Annotated in this window: 14 protein-coding genes; 6 read left to right on the forward strand and 8 right to left on the reverse strand. The window is 36.3% G+C overall.

Annotated elements, in window-relative coordinates:
• Positions 1-219: four helix bundle protein (locus ACYH9I_RS11015; RefSeq protein ID WP_483560752.1), on the forward strand; the 219-nt coding region annotated here is incomplete at its 5' end.
• 149 nt (positions 220-368) lie between these two features.
• Here ACYH9I_RS11015 and folP read toward each other — a convergent pair.
• The 3 genes from folP to rlmE form a co-directional block, all read right to left on the reverse strand.
• Positions 369-1,202 (reverse strand): dihydropteroate synthase, encoded by an 834-nt coding sequence (gene folP, locus ACYH9I_RS11020; protein ID WP_483560753.1) that lies wholly within the window; start codon positions 1,200-1,202, stop codon positions 369-371.
• 98 nt (positions 1,203-1,300) lie between these two features.
• Positions 1,301-3,178 carry an ATP-dependent zinc metalloprotease FtsH gene (gene ftsH, locus ACYH9I_RS11025; protein WP_483560754.1) on the reverse strand — a complete coding sequence of 626 codons (1,878 nt, stop codon included), beginning with the start codon at positions 3,176-3,178 and terminating at the stop codon, positions 1,301-1,303.
• 76 nt (positions 3,179-3,254) lie between these two features.
• Positions 3,255-3,881 (reverse strand): 23S rRNA (uridine(2552)-2'-O)-methyltransferase RlmE, encoded by a 627-nt coding sequence (gene rlmE / locus ACYH9I_RS11030; protein WP_483560755.1) that lies wholly within the window; start codon positions 3,879-3,881, stop codon positions 3,255-3,257.
• 97 nt (positions 3,882-3,978) lie between these two features.
• On the opposite strand from rlmE, the gene yhbY reads away from it, so the two are divergent.
• Positions 3,979-4,272, forward strand: coding sequence for a ribosome assembly RNA-binding protein YhbY (gene yhbY, locus ACYH9I_RS11035; RefSeq protein ID WP_483560756.1), 294 nt, complete (start codon positions 3,979-3,981; stop codon positions 4,270-4,272).
• A 60-nt stretch (positions 4,273-4,332) separates the two neighbouring features.
• Here yhbY and greA read toward each other — a convergent pair whose 3' ends face one another.
• A complete protein-coding gene (gene greA / locus ACYH9I_RS11040) occupies positions 4,333-4,809 on the reverse strand; it encodes a transcription elongation factor GreA (protein ID WP_483560757.1) in 477 nt (158 codons plus the stop codon).
• Between the two features lie 244 nt (positions 4,810-5,053).
• On the opposite strand from greA, the gene ACYH9I_RS11045 reads away from it, so the two are divergent.
• The 3 genes from ACYH9I_RS11045 to hslO all read left to right on the forward strand — a co-directional run bounded on the left by ACYH9I_RS11045 (position 5,054) and on the right by hslO (position 8,035).
• Positions 5,054-6,670, forward strand: coding sequence for a hypothetical protein (locus ACYH9I_RS11045; protein WP_483560758.1), 1,617 nt, complete (start codon positions 5,054-5,056; stop codon positions 6,668-6,670).
• A gap of 104 nt (positions 6,671-6,774) precedes the next feature.
• Positions 6,775-7,170 carry a ribosome-associated heat shock protein Hsp15 gene (hslR, locus tag ACYH9I_RS11050; RefSeq protein WP_483560759.1) on the forward strand — a complete coding sequence of 132 codons (396 nt, stop codon included), beginning with the start codon at positions 6,775-6,777 and terminating at the stop codon, positions 7,168-7,170.
• Positions 7,163-8,035, forward strand: a complete 873-nt coding sequence (gene hslO / locus ACYH9I_RS11055) for an Hsp33 family molecular chaperone HslO (protein ID WP_483560764.1) — start codon at positions 7,163-7,165, stop codon at positions 8,033-8,035. The genes hslR and hslO overlap by 8 nt, the downstream gene beginning before the upstream one ends.
• 178 nt (positions 8,036-8,213) lie before the next feature.
• Here hslO and tsaA read toward each other — a convergent pair whose 3' ends face one another.
• The 4 genes from tsaA to metN form a co-directional block, all read right to left on the reverse strand.
• The gene (tsaA, locus tag ACYH9I_RS11060) at positions 8,214-8,933 is read right to left on the reverse strand and encodes a tRNA (N6-threonylcarbamoyladenosine(37)-N6)-methyltransferase TrmO (RefSeq protein WP_483560760.1); all 720 of its coding nucleotides are present in this window, start codon (positions 8,931-8,933) and stop codon (positions 8,214-8,216) included.
• A gap of 116 nt (positions 8,934-9,049) precedes the next feature.
• Positions 9,050-9,952 (reverse strand): MetQ/NlpA family lipoprotein, encoded by a 903-nt coding sequence (locus tag ACYH9I_RS11065; RefSeq protein ID WP_483560761.1) that lies wholly within the window; start codon positions 9,950-9,952, stop codon positions 9,050-9,052.
• A 14-nt stretch (positions 9,953-9,966) separates the two neighbouring features.
• The gene (locus tag ACYH9I_RS11070) at positions 9,967-10,647 is read right to left on the reverse strand and encodes a methionine ABC transporter permease (protein WP_483560765.1); all 681 of its coding nucleotides are present in this window, start codon (positions 10,645-10,647) and stop codon (positions 9,967-9,969) included.
• 91 nt (positions 10,648-10,738) lie between these two features.
• The gene (gene metN, locus ACYH9I_RS11075) at positions 10,739-11,770 is read right to left on the reverse strand and encodes a methionine ABC transporter ATP-binding protein MetN (RefSeq protein WP_483560762.1); all 1,032 of its coding nucleotides are present in this window, start codon (positions 11,768-11,770) and stop codon (positions 10,739-10,741) included.
• A gap of 117 nt (positions 11,771-11,887) precedes the next feature.
• On the opposite strand from metN, the gene gmhB reads away from it, so the two are divergent.
• A complete protein-coding gene (gene gmhB, locus ACYH9I_RS11080; protein ID WP_483560763.1) occupies positions 11,888-12,424 on the forward strand; it encodes a D-glycero-beta-D-manno-heptose 1,7-bisphosphate 7-phosphatase in 537 nt (178 codons plus the stop codon).
• The last annotated feature ends 412 nt before the right edge of the window (positions 12,425-12,836 follow it).

The raw sequence follows: 12,836 nt of genomic DNA on the forward strand, positions 1-12,836 counted from the left end.
GATAACATCAAAGAATGCCAATCCGCCATTAAACAGTTACAACATATTCGCGCCTCGTTAGATGTTATCAAAGGGCTATTGTGTGTAGGTTGGAAAATGAAAATGATATCACACGGTGCTTTTGCTTCATTCAACCAATCTATCGACAACATCCAAAAACAGACCACAGGTTGGCAACATTGGTTTATGGCGCAGATGAATGATGAGGATTTAAGCTAAGGCTAAAACTAAAACAAAATTAAAAAAGCGCATTAATTTAAACGTTTTTATTTCACAAAAAAACACCTTATTTACTCACAAAAATTGGTCAGAAAAGGTATTGATTTTATTAAAGTTTTTTGGTTTTTGATCAAAAAAACTATACCTTATTACCTTTCTGCAAGTGTCGCCTGCACAATTCTTAATGCATCAAACGTTTCTTTTACATCATGCACTCGAATAATCTGTGCGCCTTTCATTGCCGCTATTACCGCACAAGATACACTACCTAACATTCGTTCTTGTGGTGGGACATTTAGCACTTGTCCTATCATAGATTTTCGGGACATGCCGACTAATAAAGGTAGGTTGAAATGATGGAATTGTTCAAGCATGGCTAATAGTCGGTAATTGTGCGCTAGTGTTTTACCAAATCCAAAACCGGGGTCGAGTATGATTTTTTGACGGTCGATGCCGGCGCTTATGCAGCGTTCGATCTGTTTTGCAAAAAAGTCATCGACTTCTTGATAGATATCTTGTTCGTAGTGTGGTGCGTTTTGCATGGTTTGAGGGTCTCCCTGCATGTGCATGACGCAAACCGGTAAGCCCGTTTGTGCTGCAGCTTCCATTGCGCCGGGGAGCGTTAGTGCACGGATGTCATTGATTAGGTGTGCACCAGCCTTGGCCGATTCGGTCATAACTTGTGGTTTTGATGTGTCGACCGAAATCCATACATCAAAATATCGGGCTATTTTTTCAACCAATGGCACAACGCGGTTTAGCTCTTCATCAACTGATACTTCGGCTGCGCCGGGGCGCGTAGATTCGCCGCCGACGTCGATGAATGTGGCACCAGCTTGAATCATGCTGTCAACACGGCGCATAGCATCATCAAGGTTGTTATAACTTCCTCCGTCAGAAAACGAATCGGGTGTCATGTTAACAATGCCCATGACTTGTGGGAACGAGAGATCCATTATTTGATTTTGAAACTGTATTTCCATGATTCACAGCCTTATTAGGGTTATATTATGTGATTGTATTTATCTTAAGGTATTTTATCGAGAAAAAACGCGCCGTAGCGCGTTTTATTTTTTGAATTTTAGCTTTCTGATTGTGGCGGCGTGTCATTCCCTTCATTTGGGATCTGTTTTGCTGCCTGTTCGTCACTTTCTGTCCAGTCATCTGGTGTGGTGAGTGGACGACGAGCAATTAAGTCTGCAACTTGTTTTGAACCAATGGTTTCGTATTTCATTAGTGCATCTTTCATTGCATGTAGTACGTCAATATTATCCGTTAAGATTTTACGAGCGCGCTGATAATTGCGGTCAATAATGGCTTTGACTTCTTCGTCAATAATGCGAGCTGTTTCGTCAGATATGTCTTTTGGTCGTCCATATCCATTGTCGTCTGTTTCGTAGAACAGTGGTCCTAAGCGATCAGAAAAGCCCCACTGGGTGACCATGGCTCGTGCATATTGTGTGGCTACTTTGATATCATTTGATGCACCTGTTGAGATCTTATTTTCGCCATAGATGAGCTCTTCTGCTAATCGTCCACCATAAAGCGTGGCAATGTCACCTTCAAGCTTTTCACGACTTTCACTGACACGATCACCTTCTGGTAAGAAGAAGGTGACACCAAGGGCGCGTCCGCGCGGAATGATGGTGACTTTGTGGATTGGATCGTGATCAGGCATTAAGTGGCCAATAATAGCGTGTCCAGCTTCGTGGTATGCTGTTGATATGAGCTGCTCTTGTGTCATGGTTAGTGACCGTCTTTCAGTACCCATGTTGATTTTATCTTTGGCTTCTTCAAATTCGTCCATGGTGACTAGGCGTTTGTTTCGACGCGCGGCAAATAATGCCGCTTCGTTGACTAAATTTGCCAGTTCTGCCCCCGAATAGCCCGGCGTGCCTCGAGCTAGGACAGATAAGTCGACATCACTTCCTAGTGGTACTTTACGGACATGTACCGCAAGAATTTGTTCACGACCTTTCATGTCTGGTAAGCCAATTTGCACTTGGCGGTCAAAGCGGCCTGGTCGTAGTAATGCCGGATCTAAGATGTCAACGCGGTTTGTTGCTGCGATTATGATGATTCCGCTGTTGGCTTCAAAGCCATCCATTTCAACAAGCATTTGGTTTAATGTTTGTTCACGTTCATCGTGACCACCCATTGACCCCGCGCCACGTTTGCGACCTACGGCGTCGATTTCGTCAATAAAAATGATGCAAGGCGAGTGTTTTCGTGCTTGTTCAAAAAGATCGCGCACACGCGATGCTCCCACCCCAACAAACATTTCAACAAAGTCAGAACCTGAAATGCTAAAGAATGGGACATTGGCTTCGCCAGCAATGGCTTTGGCTAATAAGGTTTTACCTGTGCCCGGAGGGCCGACCATTAAGATCCCTTTCGGTATGCGTCCACCTAATTTTTGATATTTGCCCGGATCGCGTAAAAAGTCGACCACTTCGGTCACTTCTTGTTTGGCTTCTTCACTACCTGCAACATCTGTAAATTTAGTTTTAATTTGATCGGGTGTTAACATGCGGGCTTTGCTTTTGCCAACTGACATAGGTCCACCTTTGCCACCACCTTGCATTTGGCGCATCATAAATAGCCAAAAACCAATGAGCAAAATAATAGGAAACCAAGAAACCAGAATACTAACGATTAGGCTTGGTTTTTCATCAGGGCTACCATAGACAGGTACTTTGTTGCTTAACAGGTCATCCATGAGTTTTTCATCAAAATAGGGGATGTAGGTAGTATAATTACTATTTTCTTTGGTTGTAGCAACAATTTCGCGTCCGTTAATATGCACTTCTTGGAGTTTGCCATTGGTGATATCGGAATTAAATTGAGTATAATTGACTTGAGGACTGCTATTTGACATTGAGCTGAATTGGTTAAATACAGCGATCAATACTACAGCGATAATTCCCCAGATCAGTAAATTCTTTACCATGTCGTTCAAAAGAAAAACCTCTCATAAAAATTAACAGTTACGACTAAATTTAACGAAGTATGGTACTACAAAATTATACAACTGGCTACTTCATACCCATTGCAACAATATAAACTTCTCGAGATCTAGCGCGTGATGCTTCAGGCTTGCGAATTTTGACAGTTTTGAACATATTTCGCACCTGTTTTAGGTACTCTTCAAATCCTTCTCCTTGAAATACTTTAACGATAAAGTTGCCGTTAGGAGCAAGTACGTCTCGACACATGTCTAATGCCAGTTCAACTAAATACATGGCTCTTGGTATATCAACGGCAGGTTGACCACTCATGTTTGGGGCCATGTCTGACATGACTACTTGGACTTTGTCTTCGCCAACACGGTCTAGCAATGCTTTTAAGACGGCTTCGTCACGAAAATCCCCTTGTAAAAAGTCAACCCCGACAATAGGATCCATTGGTAGTAGGTCACACGCAATAATGCGACCTTTATCACCAATGAGTGATGCAACATATTGCGACCAGCCTCCAGGTGCGGCACCTAAATCAACGACAGTGATCCCAGGTTTGAAGAGTTTGTCACTTTTTTGAATTTCTTCTAGTTTGAACCATGCTCTGGATCGTAATCCTTTTTTTTGTGCTTGTTGCACAAAGCGATCTTTAAAATGCTCATTGAGCCAACGTGTTGAGCTTGCTGAGCGTTTTTTGTTACTCACAGCGAATAAATCCTTAATGTAAAGAGGCCACTTCATTGATTACAGATATATATAAGGGTAGAATAGCAAAATTGCAACTTAATGTGATAAAAATTTAATGAATTTATCGAATAAACAAAAACAGTATTTAAAAAGTGAAGCTCATCATTTAAAACCTATTGTGATGATTGGTGCTAATGGATTTACCGAAGGCGTGCTTGCCGAAATTGATAGCGCGTTAAATTTCCATGAGTTAATTAAAATTAAAGTTTCTGCTGAAGATCGTGAAACCAAGAAGCTTATCTGTGATGCCATTATTCGCGAAACAAAAGCGTTACCCGTGCAATTGATTGGCTCTAATTTTACGATTTTTAGACCAAGTGAGGATAAGAAAATCACTTTACCTAAATAAATACAACAACAGGGCTAGTTGCCCTGTTTGTGTATCCGCTTTTGTGGAAGTTGTTTTTTACTAGATGTATTCAACTTTAACAATATCAAATTCTACATCACCACCTGGCGTTTTGATTTGTACGGTATCACCATCTTCTTTGCCGATTAGACCTCTGGCGATAGGTGAGTTGACCGAAATAAGATTTTGTTTATAGTCTGCTTCGTCATCACCTACGATGCGATAGGTTGTTTCTTCGTCGTTTTCAACATTTATTACTGTTACTGTTGCGCCAAAAATAATACGTCCAGTATTTTTTACTTTGGTAATATCTATAATTTGTGCTTGTGATAATTTGCTTTCAATTTCTTGAATTCGACCTTCACAAAATCCTTGTTGTTCTCTTGCTGCATGGTATTCAGCATTCTCTTTTAAATCGCCGTGTGCTCTTGCCTCAGCTATGGCTGCAGTGATTTGTGGTCTTTTGACATTTTTTAGCTCTTCTAGTTCGGCACGTAATAGTTCAGCTCCCTTTACTGTCATTGGGATTTGTTTCATTTAGGTATCTCCCGTTTTTACTTATCATAAATAAAAAATAACCCCCCCTTCATTTGATTAAAGAAAGGGAAAGTGAGTTGTTCAGTTAGTTATTTAAAAAAATATCATTGCGTATACTTATATCTTAACTGTAAAACTAGCCTAACCACAAATGATTTATATTGAAAATGAGATGTTATTTTGATTTAAATAGGTTATTGTAATACAATTCTTAACATTTCATTACAATAATTAACATTACTTTATGATTCGATTGCGTTTTTACATAATCATCTTTTTAGCTATTACTTGGTTTTTTGTATTGTTGTCTTATTTTGTTGTGCAAACTTCTTGGGGAGCCAAAATTGTTAGCCAGCAATTATCTAAATTAAGTTCTTATACTATTTCAATAGGCAAAGTTCATCACTCTTTTTCAAACTTTTATGAGTTAGTTTTTGATGATGTGGTTATAACTGATGATAAGCAAGAAATTGTTAATGTTCCTACCTTAGTTGTTGGCTTGGATAAAAGTGATCTTTGGCAATTAACACATTTTAATTATGTTACTGTTATTGATGGTACTATTAATTATATTCATCATGATGGTAAATCTAGCCATTATAACTTTTCAGCAAATACGCTAAAGTTTGTTAATTCAACCGCTAATGTTTCGGTCAATAATGGAACAGATGAACTTTCATTCACACAGCTTAATGGTGGCGTTAAACCATTTTCGTTATCAGGAGAAGATAAATATCAATTTGATTTTACTTCACAAGCTGTGTCGGTCAACCAGATTTCTATCAAGTCACTGCTTATTCAAGGATTTCATCGCGATGATATTACAACCATTACTAATTTAGGTGGCAATATTGATAATGGTTTTTTTGTAGGTAAATTAAAAGTACTTGCTGATAATAGTTTGAATATTGATCAGCTACAACTGCATAATATTAATTTGCAATCAACTGAAGAGGATTTTTTGGATAAATATTCTCATCTTCTGCCAAAGTCGACGATTAAGCAATTATCTATATTTGAAAGTAGCATACAGTTGCCTAGTTTTTTAATTGAAAAAGGTAATATTGAAGCAAACAATATTCGTTATGATAATCAGTGGCATTTTGATCAAAGCGCTTTTGTTTTTAATGCCGATCATGTTGTTTGGCATGATGAGCTGTTTGCATCGGTATTAGTGCAATTATCATCCAATAACCAAGAAGTGACAATCGAAAAGGCACTAGCAAAATGGAATAAAGGTAGTATAAATTTTGCTGGAAAGTGGAAAGATAACACCTTACATCTAGATCAATTAACTTTATCGGATATTAATTATCAGCTTCCTGAAAAACTAGAACTATCGGTATTACCTAGTATTTTGGGGCGTATTGAAGTAGATAAGTTTGCCATTTTTCAAAGTTTGTTAATTAGAAAATATAGCGATTTTCCATTTACGTTATATAATTTTCAGGGTTCTGGTACTAATGTTACTTTAGCTAGAGATCAAAAATTAGGGATTTATTCAGGTACGATCTCTTTTAAGTCTGAAAAAGGGTCGTTTAATCGAGTTGATATTAATTATCCTGATATGGTTTTAAAATTTGATGCTGAAAATCATGGATCGTTAACATTTAGCGCTTTAGCTAGTGGTGGTATGATTGAGTCAAAAGCAAAGTTTGAACCATCGCAAAATGAATTCTTATCTTTTCAGCTTAATGCTTATGGTATAGCAAGTTCATTACTAGAGGAATGGAAAATAGTAAAACAACCACCAAAAACCATGAATTATTCGGCCGATTTACATGGTAAATTACAGCCATTTAGTTTTTCAGGTACATTTTCTACAAATGGTAATAATTATATTATTGATCCTGAACATTGATTTTTGTAAAAGCATTCTTATATAACTTGTTAATATGTTGAAAGCATTATGTGTGTTTGAATATAAAAAAACGCAATAATAAGTGTAATTATGAGGGTGCGATATTGCTTGTAAGATTAGATAAATGGCTTTGGGCCGCAAGGTTTTATAAGTCGCGATCATTAGCGCGCGAAATGGTTGATGGCGGAAAAGTACATTATAATGGTCAGCGCACTAAACCAAGTAAAATTGTTGAAGTTGGTGCAACTTTAACTCTTCGTCAAGGATCAGATCAAAAAACCATTCAAATTTTAGCCATTAGTGAACAGCGAAGAACTGCCACTGATGCTCAGCAACTTTATCAAGAAACACCCGACAGTATTGCTAAACGCGAAGTAATAGCGCAAGCACGCAAGCTTAATGCATTGACAATGCCGCACCCAGATAGAAGACCAGACAAAAAGGAGCGGCGTGATTTGATTAAATTTAAATATGATAGGCAACAAGGTGACAATAGTTAATATGGATACTTTAAATCGGTTTTTATTTGATAATCATCCTATTCGTGGTGAAATTACCCGTCTTGAACAAACATATCAAGCAATTTTAGATAATCATACCTACCCCGTTGCGGTACAAACCTTGCTTGGTGAATTATTGGTTGTAACCAGTTTATTAACCGCAACACTAAAATTTGAGGGCGATATTGCTGTTCAGTTGCAAGGTGATGGTGCTTTATCTTTAGCCGTTGTTAATGGTAATGATCAACAACAACTACGTGGAGTTGCTCGGGTTAATGGTGATATTGCCGATGATGCAACACTGAAAGATATGGTGGGTAATGGTTATATAGTTATCACTATCACACCCAAAAATGGTGAACGTTATCAAGGTATTGTCGGATTAGAAAAAGAGACGCTCATTGGCTGTATCGAAAACTATTTTATGCAATCAGAGCAGCTCCCTACACGTTTATTTGTAAAAACGGGTGTACACAATAATAAGCCAATGGCAGCCGGTATTTTATTACAAATTTTGCCAGCTAATGATAATACCGCTGAATCATTTGAGCATCTTAGTGCTTTAACCGAGACAATTACGAGTGAGGAGTTATTACAGCTCTCTACTGACGAGATTTTGTATCGTTTATATAATCAAGAAGAAGTGCGTCTGTTTGAAACACATGATATTATTTTTAAATGTAGCTGCTCTCGTCAACGTTGTGAAGATAGCTTAATGACGTTACCTGAAAACGAAGTTGACGAAATCCTAAAAGAAGATGGTGGTAATATTGATATTCATTGTGATTATTGTGGGAAGCATTACTTGTTTGATGCCATCGATATCGCTGAAATGAGAAGCAAACGTAAGGTAAATTATCATTAGTCTTGCACTAAAAAACCACTAAATTTATAAATATAATTTTAGTGGGAAAATGAAATATAGGGAATTAAACCCATATTTAATGTATCAGAATAGTGACAATGAACAAACTATTTTTAACGGTTTCGCATATTTTTTTAATTTATATTTATAAATCAATTTGTTAGTTAATTGATGATTTTTAGTTACCGCTTATATCACTTTTATGAATATCTTCAATAATGGCGTGTTTGTTGATGATCTTCCATTTTATATTAAAATGATAAAGTGTTATTCCATAGGTTTGTTCACTGCTATTTTTCTGTTTGTAGGCAGGCCTTGGATCTTGAGATATCACTTGCGTAATTAGCTCAGCGAGTTGGGGATAGCTTTGTTTTTGTAAATCTAATATTAATTGTGCTTTTTGTGAAAATTCAACGGTTAGTTTTTTATCGGGAATTGATTGCGCGTATCCTGCAAGAGCTTCTGAATGGCTGTCACAATAAGGTAGATAAGGTTTGATATCAATAATGGGAGTACCATCAACTAAATCTAGGCTTCCTAATTTTAAAATAACCTGTTTATTTTCAATGACAATATCTTTTAATTCAACGGCTGACAGCCCAATGTGATTCGGTCTAAATGGCGATCGGCTAGCAAATACACCCATCGTTTTATTACCACCTAAACGAGGAGGGCGAACTGTTAATCCCCATTTTTCAGGAGCAATATGGTGAAATAGAAATAATAGCCATAAATGTGAAAACTGTTCTAATCCTTTAACACTAATAGGATCATTATAAGGGGCTGATAAATAAAGTTCACCTTGCCCAGCGCCAACTAAATTGGGTTGTCTTGGAACAGCAAATTTTTCATTATAAGGTGAGCGGATAATGCCGATAGGGTCAATTTGATATGTCATAATCGATTTTTGATTGAGTTTACGCTACTGTTTTGACTATATGAAAATAGCAACAAACGAATACCGTCGACCTAAGCCGACGGTATTAAGGTGAGTCAATAATTATAACTTTACTATTACCAACCGCGAATCGCACCACCGTTAAAAATTTGGTTAGCTTTTTGTGCAACAGCATCAGTTTGGTATGCTTTAACAAAGTTTTTTACGTTTTCGTTATCTTTATCAGCTTCACGCGAAACGATTATGTTGACATATGGCGATTCTTTGTCCTCAACAAAAATTCCATCTTGGCTTGGTGTTAAGTTTGCTTGTCCTGCAAAGGCGTTATTGATGATTGCTAGATCAACTTGTGCATCATCCAATGAGCGAGGTAACATTGGCGCTTCAAGTTCTAAGATCTTATAGTTATAAGGATTGCTTGTAATATCAAGTACAGTCGGCAGTAAACCTTTAGATTTATCAACCGTAATCATTCCTTCATGTTGTAATAAAAGTAATGACCGGCCCAAATTTGTAGGATCACTAGGAATTGCAATGGTTGAGTTAGCTGGAATAAAGAAGGTTTTACCTCTCGGTGAAGTGACTTTTACACCACTACCTGTTTCTTCTGTTTGAGTAATTGGTTTGAGTTTTTTAGAATAACTTGCAATTGGATAAACGAATGAGTTGCCAACAACAGCTAATTTGTAGCCACGTTCTTTCATTTGTTCATCTAAAAAAGGCTTATGTTGAAAAGCATTAACATCAATTAAACCATCGTTTAATGCTTGGTTTGGAATGACATAATCACTAAAAATTACTAGTTCAACATCTAAGTTATAAAGCTCTTTCGCTTGTTGTTTAGCGACTTCTGCTACCTCTTCTTCAGGACCAGAAATCACGCCTACTTTAAGCGTATTTACTTTAGCTGGCTCTGTTGGTTTGTTATCTGTTGTGGCTGATTGTTTATTATTATCACAACCAGTTAAAAAAAACGCACTCACCAATGTGGTGATTAATGCTAGCTTTTTAATTGACATAATTTTCTCCAAATTTATTGATGAGACACACGTTTAACAATTTTATTGCCAATAAATTGAATAATAAAGACAATAATAACTAATATAATTAATATAATATTCATCATATCATAGTTATGGCCTTCATACCCATATCGTTTTGCAAGATCGCCTAACCCTCCCGCGCCAACAACTCCAGCCATAGCAATATAACCAGTTAGCGTGATTAACGATATCGTCATGCTATTGACGATTACAGGTAATGATTCTGGTAATAACACTTTGTATATAATCTGCAGAGGTGTTGCTCCCATAGAACGAGCAGCCTCAATTAATCCCTTTGGAAGATCGAGTAATGCATTTTCAATCATTTTGGCAATTAAAGGGGCAACCCCTATGCTTAGTGGTATAATAGCTCCTTCTCTACCTAAATAAGTTCCTTTACCTGTTATAAATTCCATTATATTCATTGTAAATGGTTGAATCCATACAATTAATATAATAAAAGGGATCGAACGAAACACATTTGTTACAAAAGAAAGAACACTATGTACTATACTATTTTCAAGTATATTACCTTTTCGAGTTATATATAACATTATACCTAATGGTAAACCCATTAATATTCCATAAAAACCGGATAAGAAAATCATATAAATGGTATCATCAGTGGCTTCAGCAATTTTGAATAGCACTGGCCCTGTGACCCCTTTAATTGATGAACAAAGAGTAACAAAATCAGACCAAAAATCATATTGTGCTAAATATCGTAATAATGACTCAAAAGGTTTAAATGAAGGAATAAAATCAAACATAGCCAAGCACCTCTACTTTAGTATTATTTTTTTCTAAAAATTGAATTGCAGATGCCATACTTTTTTGTTTCCCTTTCATTTCAGCGAGCATTAAGCCAAATTTAACTCCTCCAGCATAATCCATTTGTGCACTAATAATGTTACTTTCAATCTCGAATTCTTTAGCTATTTGGGATAACAAAGGTAAATCAACTGAAACCCCAGTAAACTCTAAACGTAATAAAGGATTGCGTCCTTCTTTATGTTCAGCTGATAGCCTTATTAAATAATCATCAGGAATATTAAGGTGTAAGGTTGATTGAATAAATTGTTTCGCAATATCTGTTTTAGCATTAGAAAACATTTCACCTACTGATGATTGTTCAACTAGTTTCCCATCACTAATAACTGCAACTTGGTCACAAATCTGTTTTACTACATCCATTTCATGGGTAATTAATAAAATGGTTAGTCCAAATTTTTGGTTGATATCTTTTAATAATGCCAAAATTGAACGAGTAGTTTCAGGATCAAGTGCGCTGGTTGCTTCATCGCACAATAGTACTTTGGGATCACTTGCTAAAGCTCTGGCAATAGCAACACGTTGTTTTTGGCCACCCGATAAATTAGCTGGGTATACATTTGCTTTTTCTGTTAATCCTACGAGTTCAATAAGCTCATTTACTTTTTGCTTAATTGTTGCTTTAGGTGTTCTATTCAGTTCAAGAGGAAAAGCGATATTATCAAATACAGTACGTGAGGAAAGTAAATTGAAATGTTGAAAAATCATGCTGATTTTTCGACGTATTTCAATTAATTTTCTATTTGATAGATTTGTAATATCTTGATTATCGAAAAGTACTTTTCCACTAGTTGGTTTTTCAAGCAAATTGATACAGCGAATAAGTGTGCTTTTCCCTGCTCCAGATTTGCCAATAACACCATAAATCTGCCCTTTAGGGACATGGATATTAATATCTTTTAAAGCATAAATAGGTGTTTTATTATGCTCAAATGTTTTCGAAATATGTTGTAGTTGTATCATAATATATAAAGGAAAAGATGAATAAATGAATATTAAGACGTCTAGACATCTAAGTCAATCAATAATATTCTATGTACGGTTAAAGTAATAGCTAAATGAAAAGGAACAAAAGTAAACATGAAGCCTGCTATTTTTTTAGATCGGGATGGTACCATTAATATAGATTATAATTATGTACATACAATTGATAAATTCCATTTTATTGATGGTGTCATTGATGCGATGCAAGAACTCAAAAAAATGGGTTTTTTGTTAGTTATCACAACTAACCAATCCGGTATTGCTAGGAATAAATTCACCGAAGAGCAGTTTCATACATTGACAGAATGGATGGATTGGTCGTTACAAGATCGCGGTGTTGATTTAGATGGTGTCTATTATTGTCCTCATGATCCGTTAATCGATAAGTGTGAATGTCGTAAACCAAGTCCTGGCATGATACAAACTGCAGCCAAAGAACTAAAAATTGATATTGCTAACTCTTATATGGTGGGAGATAGAGTATCGGACTTATTATCGGGTAAAAAGGCAGGCGTTAAAAAGACTGTGTTAGTAAAAACGGGCGATAAAATAACTGAAGAAGCATTGGCTCAGGCCGATTGGCTAATTGATAGTTTGGCGGATTTACCTAAAAAAATAAAAGAAATATCTTAATTCTTGGCATAATCTAATAAGCAATATAATAAATGCGTCAAATATTAATGAAGTAATTTTAATCAAAATGCATTGTTTTAGTCTATTTTTAGTGTATCTTGCGTAAAAAAAATGCAAACAGGAATAAATTATACAATAACCCCTTGCATGATTTTTTTAAGTCCCTATAATGCGCATCCACTGACACGCAGTCAGCGAAAAGCAGACGGTGAGTGAGTTAAAAATAAGATCGAAAAATTGAAAAAAGATCTTGACGAATAAAAAAGTGTAGCGTAGTATACGCAACCCTTGAGACAGCAAACTAAAGCGGTAAAATGTTTGGTTAATATAAAAGCTGTCAGCTCTTTAAAAAGAAGAAACAGACAATCTGTGTGGGCACTTGCGAGACGAAGAATGAAAAGTCTACGGACTT

The sequence above is a fragment of the Gilliamella sp. X-23 genome (assembly GCF_057063545.1).